The sequence below is a fragment of the Klebsiella sp. H-Nf2 genome (assembly GCF_002806645.1).
Lineage (GTDB): Bacteria > Pseudomonadota > Gammaproteobacteria > Enterobacterales > Enterobacteriaceae > Klebsiella > Klebsiella variicola.
Window position 1 is genome coordinate 134,680 of record NZ_PIBL01000005.1, and the last position, 17,058, is coordinate 151,737.

The 17,058-nt window shown below is 55.8% G+C and carries 18 protein-coding genes, 1 pseudogene and 1 riboswitch; of the genes and pseudogenes, 10 read left to right on the plus strand and 9 right to left on the minus strand.

Going from position 1 to position 17,058, the window contains the following annotated elements:
* Window positions 1–35 precede the first annotated feature (35 nt).
* The 4 genes from pabB (at window position 36) to CWM58_RS14590 (ending at window position 5,254) form a co-directional block, all read left to right on the plus strand.
* Window positions 36–1,391: an aminodeoxychorismate synthase component 1 gene (pabB, locus tag CWM58_RS14575; RefSeq protein WP_100681201.1), complete on the plus strand. Its 1,356-nt coding sequence runs from the start codon at window positions 36–38 to the stop codon at window positions 1,389–1,391.
* Window positions 1,392–1,394: 3 nt separating this feature from the next.
* Entirely contained in the window at window positions 1,395–1,973 is a 579-nt protein-coding gene (locus CWM58_RS14580; RefSeq protein ID WP_008804292.1) for a CoA pyrophosphatase, read from the plus strand.
* Between the two features lie 162 nt (window positions 1,974–2,135).
* Window positions 2,136–3,500 carry an L-serine ammonia-lyase gene (gene sdaA, locus CWM58_RS14585; protein ID WP_061154131.1) on the plus strand — a complete coding sequence of 455 codons (1,365 nt, stop codon included), beginning with the start codon at window positions 2,136–2,138 and terminating at the stop codon, window positions 3,498–3,500.
* Between the two features lie 182 nt (window positions 3,501–3,682).
* Window positions 3,683–5,254, plus strand: coding sequence for an EAL domain-containing protein (locus CWM58_RS14590; RefSeq protein WP_100681202.1), 1,572 nt, complete (start codon window positions 3,683–3,685; stop codon window positions 5,252–5,254).
* Between the two features lie 33 nt (window positions 5,255–5,287).
* Here CWM58_RS14590 and yoaE read toward each other — a convergent pair whose 3' ends face one another.
* Window positions 5,288–6,847, minus strand: a complete 1,560-nt coding sequence (gene yoaE / locus CWM58_RS14595; protein ID WP_061154129.1) for a CNNM family cation transport protein YoaE — start codon at window positions 6,845–6,847, stop codon at window positions 5,288–5,290.
* 446 nt (window positions 6,848–7,293) lie between these two features.
* On the opposite strand from yoaE, the gene manX reads away from it, so the two are divergent.
* The 5 genes from manX (at window position 7,294) to mntP (ending at window position 11,493) form a co-directional block, all read left to right on the plus strand.
* Window positions 7,294–8,265 carry a PTS mannose transporter subunit IIAB gene (gene manX, locus CWM58_RS14600; protein ID WP_061154128.1) on the plus strand — a complete coding sequence of 324 codons (972 nt, stop codon included), beginning with the start codon at window positions 7,294–7,296 and terminating at the stop codon, window positions 8,263–8,265.
* A 56-nt stretch (window positions 8,266–8,321) separates the two neighbouring features.
* The gene (locus CWM58_RS14605; RefSeq protein ID WP_100681203.1) at window positions 8,322–9,122 is read left to right on the plus strand and encodes a PTS mannose/fructose/sorbose transporter subunit IIC; all 801 of its coding nucleotides are present in this window, start codon (window positions 8,322–8,324) and stop codon (window positions 9,120–9,122) included.
* Between the two features lie 12 nt (window positions 9,123–9,134).
* Window positions 9,135–9,986 (plus strand): PTS mannose transporter subunit IID, encoded by an 852-nt coding sequence (locus tag CWM58_RS14610; RefSeq protein WP_061154127.1) that lies wholly within the window; start codon window positions 9,135–9,137, stop codon window positions 9,984–9,986.
* 62 nt (window positions 9,987–10,048) lie between these two features.
* Window positions 10,049–10,507 carry a DUF986 family protein gene (locus CWM58_RS14615; RefSeq protein WP_100681204.1) on the plus strand — a complete coding sequence of 153 codons (459 nt, stop codon included), beginning with the start codon at window positions 10,049–10,051 and terminating at the stop codon, window positions 10,505–10,507.
* Between the two features lie 199 nt (window positions 10,508–10,706).
* Window positions 10,707–10,809, plus strand: a riboswitch (yybP-ykoY riboswitch).
* Between the two features lie 117 nt (window positions 10,810–10,926).
* Window positions 10,927–11,493, plus strand: coding sequence for a manganese efflux pump MntP (gene mntP, locus CWM58_RS14620; protein WP_061154125.1), 567 nt, complete (start codon window positions 10,927–10,929; stop codon window positions 11,491–11,493).
* A gap of 3 nt (window positions 11,494–11,496) precedes the next feature.
* Here the strand turns inward: mntP and rlmA are convergent, their stop codons facing one another.
* The 7 genes and pseudogenes from rlmA to mgrB form a co-directional block, all read right to left on the minus strand.
* Entirely contained in the window at window positions 11,497–12,291 is a 795-nt protein-coding gene (rlmA, locus tag CWM58_RS14625) for a 23S rRNA (guanine(745)-N(1))-methyltransferase (RefSeq protein WP_100681205.1), read from the minus strand.
* Between the two features lie 61 nt (window positions 12,292–12,352).
* Window positions 12,353–14,101 carry a peptidoglycan glycosyltransferase FtsI gene (gene ftsI / locus CWM58_RS14630; RefSeq protein WP_061154123.1) on the minus strand — a complete coding sequence of 583 codons (1,749 nt, stop codon included), beginning with the start codon at window positions 14,099–14,101 and terminating at the stop codon, window positions 12,353–12,355.
* Between the two features lie 185 nt (window positions 14,102–14,286).
* A complete protein-coding gene (gene cspE, locus CWM58_RS14635; protein WP_001062678.1) occupies window positions 14,287–14,496 on the minus strand; it encodes a transcription antiterminator/RNA stability regulator CspE in 210 nt (69 codons plus the stop codon).
* 85 nt (window positions 14,497–14,581) lie between these two features.
* Window positions 14,582–14,653: pseudogene (locus tag CWM58_RS14640) on the minus strand (DUF2627 domain-containing protein); the annotation flags it as partial.
* 97 nt (window positions 14,654–14,750) lie between these two features.
* Window positions 14,751–14,960 carry a hypothetical protein gene (locus CWM58_RS28640; protein ID WP_165785796.1) on the minus strand — a complete coding sequence of 70 codons (210 nt, stop codon included), beginning with the start codon at window positions 14,958–14,960 and terminating at the stop codon, window positions 14,751–14,753.
* A 284-nt stretch (window positions 14,961–15,244) separates the two neighbouring features.
* Window positions 15,245–15,535 (minus strand): YebO family protein, encoded by a 291-nt coding sequence (locus CWM58_RS14655; RefSeq protein ID WP_100675394.1) that lies wholly within the window; start codon window positions 15,533–15,535, stop codon window positions 15,245–15,247.
* Between the two features lie 74 nt (window positions 15,536–15,609).
* Window positions 15,610–15,753 carry a PhoP/PhoQ regulator MgrB gene (mgrB, locus tag CWM58_RS14660; protein WP_002911375.1) on the minus strand — a complete coding sequence of 48 codons (144 nt, stop codon included), beginning with the start codon at window positions 15,751–15,753 and terminating at the stop codon, window positions 15,610–15,612.
* Window positions 15,754–15,912: 159 nt separating this feature from the next.
* Between mgrB and CWM58_RS14665 the strand changes: the two genes are divergently transcribed.
* Window positions 15,913–16,152 carry a YobH family protein gene (locus CWM58_RS14665; RefSeq protein ID WP_008804283.1) on the plus strand — a complete coding sequence of 80 codons (240 nt, stop codon included), beginning with the start codon at window positions 15,913–15,915 and terminating at the stop codon, window positions 16,150–16,152.
* A 58-nt stretch (window positions 16,153–16,210) separates the two neighbouring features.
* Here CWM58_RS14665 and kdgR read toward each other — a convergent pair whose 3' ends face one another.
* Window positions 16,211–17,002 carry a DNA-binding transcriptional regulator KdgR gene (gene kdgR / locus CWM58_RS14670; RefSeq protein WP_061154121.1) on the minus strand — a complete coding sequence of 264 codons (792 nt, stop codon included), beginning with the start codon at window positions 17,000–17,002 and terminating at the stop codon, window positions 16,211–16,213.
* Window positions 17,003–17,058: the final 56 nt, after the last annotated feature.

Genomic DNA, 17,058 nt, shown 5'->3' on the forward strand with positions numbered 1-17,058 from the left:
CGCCAGAGGGATGGCAACGTTCAGGATCGAGAAAGATGTTGTCCCCCGCGATTATTACCCTGCCCTGGCGCCCGGATGCGGCCGAACACTATTTTGCGCCGTTAAGCGCCCTGCCCTGGTCGATGCTGCTGCATTCCGGCTTTGCCGACCATCCCCATAACCGCTTTGATATTCTGGTGGCTGCCCCGCGCGCCACGCTGTTGACGCGCGGTGAACAGACGTGGGTCGATGACGGCGAAACCGTTTTGGTCTCCACGGAAGATCCGCTGCAACTGCTCCAACAGCAGTTGGATCGTCAACCGTTCACGCCACAGCCCGATGACGATCTGCCGTTTCTTGGCGGCGCACTGGGGCTATTCGGATACGATCTGGGCCGCCGCTTTGAGCGACTTCCGGACTATGCGCAGGCCGATATCGCGCTGCCGGATATGGCGGTGGGGATCTATGACTGGGCGCTGATTGTCGACCATCAGCGCCAGCAAATTTCGCTGCTCAGCTATGACGATCCGCAGCAGCGCCTGCAGTGGCTGCAGGCGCAATCACGTCCGGCGAGGGACCCCTTCACCCTGACCTCTGCCTGGCAGTCAAATATGAGCCGCCAGCAGTACGGCGAGAAATTTCGCCAGGTGCAGGCCTATCTGCACAGCGGCGACTGCTATCAGGTCAACCTCGCCCAGCGTTTTCAGGCCAACTATGTCGGTGATGAATGGCAGGCCTTCCGCCAGCTGAACGTTGCCAACCGCGCGCCCTTTAGCGCCTTTATTCGCCTTGAGGAAGGGGCGATTTTAAGCCTGTCGCCGGAGCGCTTTATTCAGCTGCGCCAGGGGGCGATCCAGACGCGCCCGATAAAAGGTACTCTGCCGCGGCTCGATTCGCCGCAGGAAGATGCGCGGCAGGCTGAGAAGCTGGCGAATTCGCCGAAAGACCGCGCCGAGAATTTAATGATTGTCGACCTGATGCGCAACGACATCGGCCGCGTCGCCGTGCCGGGCAGCGTGCGGGTACCCGAGCTGTTCGTGGTGGAGCCGTTCCCGGCGGTCCATCATCTGGTCAGCACCATCACCGCCCGCTTACCGGCGACGCTGCATGCCAGCGATCTGCTGCGCGCCGCCTTCCCCGGGGGATCTATCACTGGCGCCCCGAAGGTCCGGGCGATGGAGATTATTGATGAACTGGAACCTCAGCGACGTAACGCCTGGTGCGGGAGCATCGGCTACCTGAGCTATTGCGGCAATATGGATACCAGCATCACCATTCGCACCCTGACGGCCTGGCAGGGGCAGCTGTATTGCTCCGCCGGGGGCGGTATCGTCGCGGACAGCGAGGAAGATGCGGAATATCAGGAAACTTTTGATAAAGTTAATCGTATCCTGCACCAACTGGAGAACTAGACCATGGCGGACCACGCCCTCAATCTTGATGATTTTCTGTCCCGCTTCCAGCTGCTGCGCCCCCAGCCTTCGCGCCATGCGCTCAATCAGCGGCAGGCGGCGGTGCTGGTGCCGATCGTGCGCCGCCCGCAGCCCGGCCTGCTGCTGACCCAGCGTTCGCCGCTGCTGCGCAAGCACGCCGGTCAGGTCGCCTTTCCCGGCGGCGCGGTAGATAATACCGATGCGACGCTTATCGCTGCTGCTTTGCGCGAAGCCCAGGAAGAGGTCGCGATCCCGCCGGAAGCCGTCGAGGTGATCGGCGTTCTGCCGCCGGTGGACAGCGTTACCGGTTTTCAGGTGACGCCAGTGGTGGGCATTATTCCCCCCAATCTGCACTATCACGCCAGTCAGGACGAAGTCTCAGCGGTATTCGAAATGCCGCTCGCCGAAGCCCTGCGCCTGGGGCGCTACCATCCGCTCGACATCCACCGTCGGGGTAACGACCACCGCGTCTGGCTCTCCTGGTACCAGCATTATTTTGTCTGGGGAATGACCGCCGGGATCATTCGCGAACTGGCGCTGCAAATTGGCGCTCGACCTTAGCTATACTGTTTATGAGAGAGCGCTCTCACTATTAGTAAAATCGCGGTTATCCATTAGTTTAATTCATGTGAATAGTTCAACTGGCAGCGCGCTTCCCTCTTACACTATGCGCAGTTATTACATCGTTACCGCACCCGCGGTAACCCTGTCAGGAGTATTATCGTGATTAGTCTATTCGACATGTTCAAGGTGGGGATTGGTCCCTCATCTTCCCACACTGTTGGCCCGATGAAGGCCGGTAAACAGTTCGTCGATGACCTGGTCGAAAAAGGATTGCTTAATGCGGTGACCCGTGTGGCGGTTGACGTCTACGGTTCACTGTCATTAACCGGCAAAGGCCACCATACGGACATCGCTATTATCATGGGACTGGCGGGCAATCAGCCCGATACGGTCGATATTGACGCGATCCCGGCATTTATCCGTGACGTCGAGGCGCGCGGCCGACTGCTGCTGGCCAACGGGCAGCACGAAGTCGACTTCCCGGCCGATGACGGCATGCGTTTTCGCAGTGACAATCTGCCGCTGCACGAAAACGGCATGACCATTCATGCCTGGGCCGGCGAGAAAGAGATCTACAGCAAAACGTACTACTCGATTGGCGGCGGCTTTATCGTCGACGAAGAGCACTTCGGCAAAGAAGACGCCAACGAATTGCAGGTTCCCTACCCGTTTAAATCGGCACAGGAAATGCTGGCGTACTGTAAAGAGACCGGCCTGTCGCTCTCCGGCATGGTGATGCAGAACGAACTGGCGCTGCACAGCAAAAAAGAGATCGAGGACTATTTCGCCAACGTCTGGCAGACCATGCGCGCCTGTATCGACCGCGGGATGAACACCGAGGGCGTGCTGCCGGGTCCGCTTCGCGTGCCGCGTCGCGCCTCGGCGCTGCGTCGTCTGCTGGTGGCCAGCGATAAGCTCTCCAGCGATCCAATGAACGTCGTTGACTGGGTCAATATGTTCGCGCTGGCGGTCAATGAAGAAAACGCCGCCGGTGGCCGCGTAGTGACCGCGCCGACCAACGGCGCCTGCGGCATCGTTCCGGCCGTACTCGCCTATTACGATCACTTTATCGAGTCCGTCAGTCCGGAGATCTATATTCGCTACTTTATGGCCTGCGGAGCGATCGGCGCGCTGTACAAGATGAATGCGTCCATTTCCGGCGCGGAAGTCGGTTGTCAGGGTGAAGTGGGCGTTGCCTGCTCGATGGCGGCGGCAGGTCTGGCTGAACTGCTCGGCGCCAGCCCGGAACAGGTTTGCGTGGCGGCGGAGATCGGCATGGAACACAACCTCGGCCTGACCTGCGACCCGGTCGCTGGCCAGGTGCAAGTGCCATGCATTGAACGTAACGCCATTGCCTCTGTCAAGGCGATCAATGCCGCGCGAATGGCGATGCGCCGTACCAGCGAACCGCGCGTCTCGCTCGACAAAGTGATCGAGACCATGTACGAAACCGGCAAAGACATGAACGCCAAGTATCGCGAAACCTCACGCGGCGGCCTGGCGATTAAAGTTCAGTGTGACTAAACTGTTCGCCTTCCCCTGCGCCCGCAAAGCGCGCAGGGGGATAACATGGGTTACTGACAGCTCCCTGATGCGCCTTCACCGGCGCATTTTCTTTTTTCTATACCTGGCGATATTCTGCCACTACAATTGCTCTATTAAATAAGCCACGCTTAACCACTCGTCCTGTCGACAGGGTGTCGCACATGCAGACTGCACAAAAAGTCATTACGGCCTATCGTCGCAAACGCATTATTGTCTGCCTGCTGGTAGCCTTGCTAACCCTGGGTACCACCTTAGCTATCCGATTTATTTCGCAGCGTAGCGTAAATGAAGAGTATATTCGTACTGCCGCCAGCCAGCGGGTCACGGCGCTGAATAATATCCTGCGTCCGCTGAGTGCAGAGCGAGCGACGCTACTCTCCCTGGTCGACAAACCCTGCATGGATATTCATCTCACGCTGCGCAAAATGGCGGCCTCGCTGCAGACGGTCCGCTCCGTCGCGCTGGTGGCGTCAGGGATGATCTACTGTTCCAGTATCTTTGGGCAACGGCAGGCAGATCTGCACCAGCTGCAGCCCGCCCTTCCGGCTCACCACCCCTTACTGCTCTTTTCTACCGACAACTCACTGCTCAAAGGCACGCCGGTGCTGATCCAGTGGTATCCTGCCTCGGAAAGCGGCCTCGACGGCGTGATGTTAATTGTCAATATCGAGCTGCTGGGAACCTTAATTCTCAAGGAAAAATCGCCCCTGATCAGCGACGTCAGCCTGCAGGTTGGCGACCATTATTTTATCAGCGGGCTCGGCCTGATTGACAAAGCGCACGCCCCGCAGGCGTCGGTGATTTATCGCCAGCGCTCCACAGAATTTCCCTTTACCATCAACATTAACGGTCCGGGCGCCTCGACTATCGCGCTGGAGGAGCTGCCTGGTGAGCTGCCGCTGGCCCTTATCTTCAGCCTGTTAATGACCGGCATCGCCTGGCTGGCCACCGCCGGCAGGATGAGTTTCTCGCGAGAGATAAGTCTCGGCATCTCTGCCCGGGAGTTTACGCTCTGGTGCCAGCCGCTGCAGGATGCGCGCAGCGGGCGCTGCTGCGGGGTGGAAATCCTGCTGCGCTGGAACAACCCCCGCCGCGGGGCGATTTCGCCAGAAGTGTTTATTCCCATCGCCGAAGGGGACAATCTGATCATTCCCCTCACCCGCTACGTGATTGCCGAAACCGCCCGCCGCCTGGACGCTTTCCCCAGCGACCGCCATTTTCATATTGCGATTAATGTCGCCGCCCGTCACTTTGCCAATGGTTTACTGCTCCGCGACCTGCACAATTACTGGTTTAGCGTCAACCCGGTACAGCAGCTGGTGGTCGAGCTCACCGAGCGCGATGTCCTGCAGGATGGCGACCAGCACATGGCTGAACATCTGCACTTCAAAGGGGTTCAGCTGGCGATAGATGATTTTGGCACCGGTAACAGCTCGCTCTCGTGGCTGGAAAAACTGCGTCCGGACGTGCTGAAGATTGACCGCTCGTTTACCAGTTCAGTCGGGATAGACAGCGTCAATGCCACGGTGACGGATATTATTATTGCCCTCGCCGATCGTCTGAATATCGTTACCGTTGCCGAAGGGGTGGAGACGCTGGAGCAGGAAAGCTACCTCAGAGGCCACGGCGTCGATGTACTGCAGGGATTTTATTACGCCCGGCCGATGCCTGTTGAGGCGTTTCCGGCGTGGCTGGCAGACAGAGAGGGACAGAAAACCGAGTGGGCAGAATAGCTCGCCGACCCCAGGGGCCGACGAGCAGGGCAATTACTCTTCTTCGTCGCTCAGTGGACGGGTGACCACCGCGCGGACCAGGTCGACCCGGTAATCATTCGCTTCGACCACGGTAAACTGCAGCGGCGGTAGCGACACGGTGTCGCCAATGCGCGGGATATGGCCATTGACGGCGATCACCAACCCGGCCACCGTGGCAATATCCTCATCTTCATTGACCAGCGCATCCAGTCCAAGCGCCTGCTGCAGCGCATGCAGGTCGGTCGACCCTTTGATCAACCAGCCATCGCCGTCAATGACGATCTCCGGCGTCTCATCGGCATCCGGGAATTCACCGGCGATGGCTTCAAGGACGTCCAGCGGCGTCACCAGCCCCTGTACCATGCCAAACTCGTTGGTCACGATAACAAAGCTGCCGCGCGCACGGCGCAGAACCCCGAGCAGATTGATCGGGTCCAGCGTTTCCGGGACGACAATTGCCGGAGAGGCAGAGGCCAGCGCCGCAATGTTCTCACCCGCCTCCAGGGCCACCAGCAACTCTTTCGCCCGCACGATACCGATGATTTCATCCAGTTCTCCGCGGCAGACCGGAAACAGACTGTGCGGCGACGAGAGCAGCTGACGACGAATTTCATCGTCACTCTGTTCAGCGTCAACCCAGCTGATTTCCCCGCGCGGGGTCATAATACCGCGCAGAGAGCGTTGGGCCAGCGTCAGCACGCCGTTAATCATGTAACGCTCTTCTTCGGCAAACGCCCCTTCCGGGACCGGTATGGCTGCCGGGCTGTCGGCGTCATGGCTAGCAGAGGCTTGTTTCCGGCCCCCCATCAGACGCAGGATCGCATCCGCGGTACGGGCACGCAGCGGCAGCGTCGACTGATGTCGTACAAAGTTGCGCCGCGCCACCTGGTTAAAGAACTCGATGATGATCGAGAAACCGATCGCTGCGTACAGATACCCTTTCGGAATATGGAAGCCAAACCCTTCCGCCACCAGGCTCAGGCCGATCATCAACAGGAAGCTCAGACAGAGCACCACCACCGTCGGGTGCTGGTTGACAAAGCGCGTCAACGGCTTCGACGCCAGCAGCATCATGATCATGGCGATCACCACCGCCGCCATCATCACCGGCAGATGGTTAACCATCCCGACCGCCGTGATCACCGCATCCAGAGAGAAGACGGCGTCCAGCACCACGATCTGCAGTACCACCACCCAGAAACTGGCATACCCTTTACCGTGACCGGCATCGTGCTGGCGGTTTTCCAGCCGCTCATGCAGTTCGGTCGTCGCCTTAAACAGCAAGAAGATCCCGCCGAGCAGCATGATGAGGTCGCGCCCGGAAAAAGAGAAATCGGCGATGGTAATCAGCGGCTTCGTCAGGGTCACCATCCAGGAGATCACCGACAGCAGCCCCAGGCGCATCACCAGCGCCAGCGACAGGCCGATCAGTCGGGCCTTGTCACGCTGCTTCGGCGGCAGTTTATCCGCCAGGATGGCAATAAACACCAGGTTGTCGATACCGAGCACAATCTCCAGAACGATAAGCGTCAACAGGCCGGCCCAGATTGAGGGATCCATTAACAATTCCATGTACGACTCCGGTTAGCGGCAAGCTGAGTCATCGCCATGTCATGCATGGGCGCGACAATAGGTGCTGAGAGAAAAGCGTGATGCGTGGAGGTGGCAACCTGGTGCCAGAAAGTGAAAAGACGTCGATGACGGTCCATACTGCGGGCTATGCCCTATACTCCTGAGTAATTAAACGGAAGTTAAACATAGCAAAATATAGATCGAAATTGGAAAAAATTTACCTGAATTTGCAATAACTAAGGCTATTTTTTGCGCTGCAAAATTATTACCAGGCGATGCCTGATTAACGGATCTTCATCACATTAATTATTTTTTCACTGTCTAAAATAATTCGCGGTAGTAACTATTTTCTATCTTACACCCTAACTGAATCGATTTTGTCCTCAAGAGTGATTCAGGATGTATCAAAGCAGATGATGCATTCACGATAATAAAGGAGGTAGCAAGTGACGATTGCTATTGTAATAGGCACACATGGTTGGGCTGCAGAACAGCTGCTGAAAACAGCAGAGATGCTGTTGGGCGAGCAGGAAAACGTTGGCTGGATCGATTTCGTTCCGGGTGAAAACGCCGAAACGCTGATCGAGAAATACAATGCCCAGTTGGCAAAACTGGATACCAGTAAAGGCGTGCTATTTCTCGTCGATACATGGGGAGGCAGCCCGTTCAACGCTGCGAGCCGCATTGTCGTCGATAAAGAGCATTACGAAGTTATCGCTGGCGTCAACATCCCGATGCTGGTGGAAACCTTCATGGCCCGCGATGACGACCCTTCGTTTGATGAACTGGTCGCCTTAGCGGTAGAGACCGGTAGCGAAGGCGTGAAAGCGCTGAAGGCCAAACCGGTAGAAAAAGCGGCTCCCGCGCCAGCCCCTGCCGCGGCCCCAAAAGCCGCCGCGCCGGCCAAACCGATGGGCCCGAACGACTATATGGTGATTGGCCTCGCGCGCATTGACGACCGTCTGATCCATGGTCAGGTCGCCACCCGCTGGACCAAAGAGACCAACGTCACCCGCATCATCGTCGTCAGCGACGAAGTCGCCGCGGATACCGTGCGCAAAACCCTGCTGACTCAGGTTGCGCCGCCAGGCGTCACCGCCCACGTCGTGGATGTGGCTAAAATGATCCGCGTCTACAACAACCCGAAGTATGCCGGACAGCGCGTTATGCTGCTGTTTACTAACCCGACTGACGTTGAGCGTATCGTCGAGGGCGGCGTGAAAATCACCAGCGTCAACATCGGTGGTATGGCGTTCCGCCAGGGCAAAACCCAGGTTAACAACGCGATTTCCGTCGATGCTAAAGATATTGAGGCGTTTAAAAAACTGAACGCACGCGGTATCGAGCTGGAGGCACGTAAAGTGTCCACCGACCCGAAACTGAAAATGATGGATCTGATCGCTAAGGCTGATAAATAACCTTGCCGATCGCGCCCCAGTTTTCACTTTAAGACTTAATCAACAGGAGAAGTACAATGGAGATTACCCTTCTTCAGATTGTGCTGGTGTTCATCATCGCGTGTATTGCGGGTATGGAGTCGGTACTTGATGAATTTCAGTTCCACCGTCCTCTGGTCGCCTGTACGCTGATCGGTGCCGTTCTCGGCGATATGAAAACCGGGATTATCATCGGCGGTACGCTGGAAATGATCGCCCTGGGTTGGATGAACATCGGTGCGGCGGTTGCCCCTGATGCCGCGCTGGCGTCTATTATTTCCACCGTTCTGGTTATTGCCGGCCATCAGAGCATCGGTGCCGGTATCGCGCTGGCTATCCCGCTGGCGGCGGCAGGCCAGGTGCTGACCATTATCGTTCGTACTATCACCGTAGCCTTCCAGCACGCGGCGGATAAAGCGGCGGAGAATGGCAACCTGACCGCCCTGTCGTGGTTGCACGTCTCGTCCCTGTTCCTGCAGGCGATGCGTATCGCTATCCCGGCCGTCATCGTGGCGATTTCCGTCGGTACCAGCGAAGTCCAGGGCCTGCTGAACGCGATCCCTGAAGTGGTCACCAGCGGTCTGAACATCGCCGGCGGTATGATCGTGGTTGTCGGTTATGCGATGGTCATCAACATGATGCGCGCAGGCTACCTGATGCCGTTCTTCTACCTCGGCTTCGTCACCGCCGCCTTCACCAACTTCAACCTGGTGGCTCTGGGTGTGATTGGTGCGGTCATGGCTATCCTCTACATCCAGCTGAGCCCGAAATATAACCGCGTCGCCGGTGCGCCGGCTCAGGCGGCTGGTAACAACGATCTCGATAACGAACTGGACTAACAGGTGAGCGAAATGGTTGATATGACTAAAAATACCACCGAGAAAAAACTCACTCAGAGTGATATTCGTGGCGTGTTCATTCGTTCTAACCTGTTCCAGGGTTCATGGAACTTCGAACGTATGCAGGCGCTGGGCTTCTGCTTCTCTATGGTTCCGGCGATCCGTCGCCTGTACCCGGAGAACAACGATGCGCGTAAGCAGGCGATTAAGCGTCACCTTGAGTTCTTCAACACCCATCCTTACGTTGCCGCTCCGGTACTGGGCGTAACGCTGGCAATGGAAGAGCAGCGCGCCAATGGCGCAGAGATTGACGATGGCGCCATCAACGGCATCAAAGTCGGTCTGATGGGGCCGCTGGCCGGCGTCGGCGACCCGATCTTCTGGGGTACTGTGCGTCCCGTGTTCGCGGCCTTAGGCGCTGGGATCGCGATGAGCGGTAGCCTGCTCGGGCCTCTGCTGTTCTTTATCCTGTTCAACGCGGTGCGTCTGCTGACCCGTTACTACGGCGTTGCCTACGGTTATCGTAAAGGCGTGGACATCGTGAAGGACATGGGCGGCGGTTTCCTGCAGAAACTGACTGAGGGGGCGTCAATCCTCGGCCTGTTTGTGATGGGGGCACTGGTTAACAAGTGGACGCACGTGAACATTCCGTTGGTGGTGTCAAAAATCACCGGTTCTGACGGACAGGTTCACGTCACCACGGTGCAAACCATCCTCGACCAGCTGATGCCGGGCCTGGTGCCGCTGCTGTTGACCTTCGCGTGTATGTGGCTGCTGCGCAAGAAAGTTAACCCGCTGTGGATCATCGTTGGCTTCTTCGTCATCGGTATCGCGGGCTACGCGGTCGGCCTGCTGGGTCTGTAATTTTCAAGCTGTACGCCGGGGGCTTGCCCCCGGCTTTTTTTTATCAGGAGGAACGCAAAGCAATGACATTCACGGACCTGGTGATCTTTCTGTTTATCCTTGCGCTACTGGCCTACGCGGTGTACGACCAGTTCATTATGCCGAGGCGGAACGGCCCGGTGCTGCTGGCCATCCCCCTGCTTCGCCGCAGCCGTGTTGACGGCCTGATCTTTGTCGGCCTCACCGCCATTCTGATCTATAACAACATCACCCAGAACGGCACCGCGATCACCACCTGGTTATTATCTGCCCTGGCGCTGATGGGTCTCTATTTATTCTGGATGCGCACACCGAAAATCATTTTTAAATCGCGCGGCTTTTTCTTCGCCAACGTGTGGATAGAATATCAGCGAATTAAAGAGATGAATTTATCCGAAGACGGCGTGCTGGTGATGCAATTAGAGCAACGGCGGCTGCTTATTCGCGTACGAAATATCGACGATCTGGAGAAGATATACAAACTCCTCCTTTCAACTCAATGAGTTAAGAATATAGCCAGCGCTATATCTTTCCAGCGTTCGTCTGGAAAAACATATAGCCATGGCTATATTTCCCCGTCTCCTCTCCCCTTTTTTATTAACTATTTATTTACTTATAAATTCAAATGAAAATCGTTATCATTTGGTTATTAAAATAGCCGTCTTCTGTTATTGTTTTATATTCTAAAAATATGTTAAGGTTGCGCCCGTCGTTGGGGAGTAGCCGATTTCCTGTTTGCCAGGAAATGTACGTGTCAACATACTCGTTGCAAAACGTGGCACGTACGGGTTGAAGTGATTCAATCAGGCGAGACCATAGATACATCACTGCTGTACGTATTGCTCAGCCATTGAGCGGCTCCGCGTATATTTACTGGGGGCAGCGATGTGTCATATGGATTATCCCCGGTCAGGACACGCACATGAATTTATCCGCTACCATTCTTCTTGCCTTCGGCATGTCTATGGACGCCTTCGCGGCCTCTATCGGCAAGGGTGCCACCCTGCACAAACCTAAATTCTCAGAAGCCATCCGTACCGGGCTGATTTTTGGCGCCATCGAAACCCTGACCCCGCTGGTCGGCTGGGGACTCGGCATGCTGGCCAGCCAGTTTGTCCTCGAGTGGAACCACTGGATTGCCTTTATTCTGCTGGTGTTTCTCGGCGGGCGAATGATCGTGGAAGGTTTTCGCGGCGACAGCGACGAGGTGTGTGAAGCACCTCGCCGTCATGGTTTCTGGCTGCTGGTCACCACCGCCTTCGCCACCAGCCTTGACGCAATGGCCGTTGGTGTGGGTCTGGCCTTCCTGCAGGTCAGCATTGTGACCACCGCGCTGGCGATCGGTTGCGCGACGTTTCTTATGTCGACGCTGGGGATCATGGTCGGTCGCTTTATCGGCCCGCTGTTGGGCAAACGGGCCGAAATTCTCGGCGGTATTGTGCTGATTGGTATCGGCAGCGAAATCCTCTGGAGCCATTTCGCCGGCTAAGCCTTATGCCTCTCGCTGCCAGCAATGGATCATGAAATCGGTCTGGCAGCCAAATGTCGCCTGCTGACGCAGCGCGGCGTGCACTTCGGGTTTTGCCCGCCACGCGAACGGCGTCATCTGCAGCAGCGCCTGCGCTTCATCACCGGTCAGCGTCATCGGATAGGCCAGCTGCTGCTGAGCATCCAGGCGGAACCCCGGCATCGCTTCCGTCTTCAGCTCATGAAGACGAACTTCATCGTAAATCAGCCCTTTCAGCTCCAGTAAATGGCGTGGACCCGGCGTGGCAGTGATTACCCATCCGCCAGGACGCACCACCCGCGCCAGCTCTTCGGCGTTGCAGGGCGCGTAAATGCGCACCACTGCATCGAAACTGGCGTCGGAGAACGGCAGGCGCTGGCTGGAGGCCACGCAAAAACTGACCTCAGGATAGCGTTTTGCCGCCGCGCGAATCGCCGGCTTCGACACGTCCAGCCCCCAGCTGCGGCTGGCGATGGCGGCAAACGCGTGGGTGTAATACCCTTCGCCACAGCCGATATCCAGTAAGTCCGCTGGGGCGTAGTGCTGCAGCCGCTCGGCGATCGCCTCCCGTAGCGGCTGATAATGACCCGCATCCAGAAACGCCCGCCGGGCCTGCATCATCTCTGCGCTATCGCCAGGATCGCGTGACCGTTTGAACTGCACCGGTAGCAGATTGACGTATCCCTCTTTCGCCAGATCGAACTGATGCCGCTGCGGGCAGGAATAGTGGTTGTCGCTGCGGCATAGCGGCGCGTGGCAAAGGGGGCAACTGTATGACATGACGGCTCCGGTGTCGCTGAAAGGGCGAAAGTGTAGCGCTATTCGCCCCCGCAGACCACTGTTACAGCGCCGGTGCCAGCGGATGGCTGTCGTGCATCACGATCAGATTCTCCGCCCCTTGCGGCATACCGTCCGGCATCACATTTTCCAGCCGCAGGACATCGCCCATGATCTGGCTGAAGACCGGCGCGGACACCGCCCCGCCGTAATAGGAACCATTGCTCGGATCGTTCATCACCACCACCAGGGCAAACTGCGGGCGACTGGCGGGCGCCACACCGGCGGTATAGGCCACATACTTGTCGATATATTTTCCGTCCGGGCCGATTTTCTTCGCGGTCCCGGTTTTTACCGCCACCCGATAGTCGCGCACCGCCGCTTTGGTCCCGCCCCCGCCCGGGAGCGCCACGCTCTCCATCATATGCTCCACGCTGTGAACAATGTTCTCCGGCATCACCCGTGTGCCTATCACCGGCGGATCGATGCGGGTGATCGACAACGGTCGTTCAATACCGAAACCGCCGATAGTCGCGTAGACGTGCGCCAGCTGGAGCGGCGTCACCATTAATCCATAGCCGAACGCGAAGGTGGCGCGATCCAGTTGCCCCCAGTAGCGACGATGCGGCATCAGCCCGGCGCTTTCGCCGGTCAACCCCAATCCGGTCGGCTCGCCGAAACCGAATGCCTGATAGGTATCAAGCAGATGCTGCACCGGCATAGCGAGCGAGAGATGCGACACGCCGGTATCACTGGATTTTTGCAGGATCCCGGTCAGACTCAGCTCCGGATAATAGCCAACATCACGGATACGGTGGCCGTCGAGGACAAACGGATGGGTGTCTACCACGCTGTCCGGCTGGACAATCCCCTGCTGGAGCGCGGTCATGATCACCAGCGGTTTAACGGTCGACCCGGGTTCGAAGGTGTCACTGATGGCGCGGTTGCGGAAATCATCCAGCGTCGCGGTATCGCGATTGTTCGGATTGAAGTCCGGGTAGCTGGCCATCGCCAGAATCTCGCCGGTATCAATTTTGATCAACACCGCCGCCCCGGATTCCGCCTTATTCCAGCGAACAGCATTGTCGAGGGCATCTTCGGTCACTGTCTGCAGGCGTTCATCAATACTCAGTTGCAGGTTGTGCGCCGGGACTGGCGGCACTTCGGTAATATTTTCAATAACATTGCCATGTTTATCTTTGCGCACCAGACGTCGGCCGGGTTTGCCGGTCAGCTGGGCATTAAAGCTTTTCTCCACCCCTTCGATGCCCTGATTATCGACGTTGGTAAAGCCCAGCAGATTGGCAGCCACATGTCCTGCCGGATAGAAACGTCGCGATTCATCGCGCAGATAGACGCCCGGGAGATGCAGTTTATCAATCCACTCCGCCTGCTCCGGATTGATCTGACGCGCCAGATAGAGAAAACGGGCGTGCGGATGGCTCTGTACCCGCTGGGCCAGCTCCCCGAGGTTGAGATGTAGTGCTTCGGCCATTGCCTGCCAGCGAGGACCATAGCCAACCCCACCCTTCTCCATGGTAGTCTGCGGGTCGATCCAGATAGCGCTGACCGGTACGCTCACCGCCAGCGGCCGGCCTTCACGGTCGCTAATCATGCCGCGCTCTACCGCCACAGGCTCTTCGCGCAGAGAACGCATATCTTCTTGTTTTACCAGATTATCGGGAGAGATAATTTGCAGCCAGCCCACGCGGGCCAGCAGCAGTCCCAGACAACCAAGAATGGCCACACACAGTAACCCGAAGCGAATCGGGGTAAAGCTGGCGGAGGACTTCATTTTTTTCTTTAGCACCATAGCTCCGGCATTATTTTGCAACCATCTGATTTAACAGAAAATTAGCAAAACAGACTGCTACACAATGCTAATAAAGTTGAGTATTTGCAACAAGACGCGACAGGAGGGGGTAAAATGACATGCTTTGCAATAAACGCAAAAGCCCCGCGCAGGCGAGGCTTTTATACAAGAAGAGTGGTCTTGTATCAGATAGCAGTTACGTTAACTGCAGCCGGACCTTTCTGGCCGTCCTGAATTTCGAACTCAACGTTCTGGCCTTCAGCCAGAGTTTTGAAGCCGTTACCCTGGATAGCGGAGAAGTGTACGAACACGTCTTTGCTGCCATCAGCCGGAGTAATGAAACCAAAACCTTTAGACTCGTTGAACCACTTAACTTGACCTTTAATCTTTGCCATTTGCAAAATTCCTTAGACTGTTTTCTTCGCCTGCTGGCGTTTACATAGATAAAACTGACACATAACTGCATGAGGCACTAATTTAAGGTTCGGCAGAGAAGCGGTATTCAACGACAACGTGTTTACTCAGGACTTCTTTACTGAAAATGCCACACATAAACAGAACTGTACCTCGTTTAACCCGAAACGTGTTATCACATACTACGTAAATAATGGCAAGCCATTTTTAAACGTGTCACGATCGTTCGCACAAATTATAAGGTAATCATTTGATCGCCTGCACATTTATGCGTCTTTGCCGCCCCTGGCAAGGCACTATAGCGTTCGCTAATATCACCTGGTTGCTGCCTCATTACTGCAACTTTTTTACCATAGCTCAACAACTTCGCTTCGTCCAGGTATGTACGTATACGAACCGCCATACTGACGGCGGCACGCTGAAGGTGATGAATATTGATGCGCATATTTAGTCATAACAGCAGACGAAAAATCGCTAAAGCCGCGCCAGTGTAGTGATAATAAAACCTGTTAGTCGCCACGCTAAAAATAGTGCTAATTCTGCACCTTAATAATGAAAAAATGATGACAGTGTCACATTCCATAGCAATAAACGTGGCGGGGATGACTTTATTTACAGCGTGTAATAAAGAGAATATTGCGCTGAGAAAGGAATAATGGAATAAGAATAAGATATTACTGCCAGCTATCATGCAGGTGCGCACCTTATGATGCACACCTGTCGAGGTACTTAGCGCTCTGCCACCAGGCGGATAAACTCATCCTCCCCTTTCGCCTTACCCGCGACGGTTGGCTCAGCCACGTCCTCTTTTTCCGGCACATTGGCCTCACAGAGGCGACGTAACAGCGCATTCTGCCGCTTTTGCTGATCCAGCAGCGCTTGCAGCAGTTCTATCTGCTCGTTCGCCCGCGAACTGGCGCGGTTGACGAAGAACCATAACAACAGACCGACAAGCAGCAACGCGACGGACACGGCCAGCGATGCCAGATTTAAGATCCCAGGATTTAGTAACTCACTCATTTCACCACCTCAAAGAGAAGGCGTTCATTCTACCACCCACACCGCAGAAGGAAATCAGTCGTCAGAAAAATGTCTTACCACGGGATGAATTTATTGATAGTGCAAATGCCGCTGAAAAACTGAACATCCTGGTCGCACATTACGTTAAGCATCTGAGTCCACAGCAACAGGCAGCCTGCTATGATGACTATCAGTAAAACCCACCGTAATTTTTTCACTCCACTCTCCGCTTTAGTACTTTATGTCGCCAGGATAACACGGCCTTCTTAAACCGCGGCTAACTGTAATACGAAAGGCAAGTTTAGGAATCATCGACTTGTTTCAAAACGTGTTCGTGTCAAAATCACGGCAAGGATCATACAAATAATGAGGCATCAATGCGATTAATCATTCGTACTATTGTCGTCGTGGCTATCTTATGGATTGGCGTATTATTAAGCGGCTATGGCGTATTATTCCACAGTGAAGAAAACGTCGGTGGTCTGGGTCTTAAGTGTCAGTATCTCACCGCCCGCGGGGTCAGTACCGCACTTTATGTGCATTCCAACAGCGGTGTGATCGGCGTCAGTAACTGTCCCATTCTGCGCAAAAGCGCAACCGTGGTTGATAACGGTTAAAATTGGTCCGGCGAGCGCGACAATAGCACCGCGCTCACCGGATGTTTCAGCTACCGCGTCAGAACGGGTAGTCGTTGTATCCCATTTGCTCAGAAATCTTACGCGCCGCCTGGTGCAGCATCGCCACGTATTCATGCAGACGTTCTTCTGAGAAACGTAGCGTCGGGAAAGAGATGCTCAGTCCGGCGATAACCACGCCGAAACGGTCGAACACCGGGACTCCGATGCAGCGCAGCCCCTCTTCCTGCTCTTCGTTATCTTCGCCATATCCCTGCTCGCGCACGCCATCCAGTACCTTAAGCAGCTCCTCCGTGCTGGTGATCGTCCGCTCGGTGCTGCGCTTATACTCCACGCCCTCGAGGATCTGCTCAACTTCACTGCGATCGCGCCAGGCCAACAGCACCTTGCCGATCGCGGTGCTGTACAGCGGGTTGCGGCGGCCAATGCGTGAGTACATCCGCAGGTTGTACATTGAGTCAATCTTGTGGATGTAGACAATACTGTCTTCATCCAGCGCGCCGAGGTGAATAGTCTCTTTCGTCAGTCGCGAGAGTTCGCGCATCTGAATATCCGCGCTGCGCACCAGGTCGACGTTCTGCAGCGCACGTGCGCCCAGCTCGAACAGCTTGAGCGTGAGGGAGTATTTCTCTGACTCCCCTTCCTGTGCCACATAGCCCAGTGATTTCATGGTCTGTAAAAAGCGATAAACGGTGCTTTTCGACATCATGACGCGCTGGGACAGTTCGGTAATGCCAATTTCACGCTCTTCACCCAGCGCCTGTAGGATGCCAAAAACCTTCAATACCGAAGAGACAGAATCTGGCTGTTTATCCAAATCTGCACCTGCCATTTATCACCTCGTCGTAACTGTTTTATAAAATTTAGAACCGGTTTTTATTATAAATT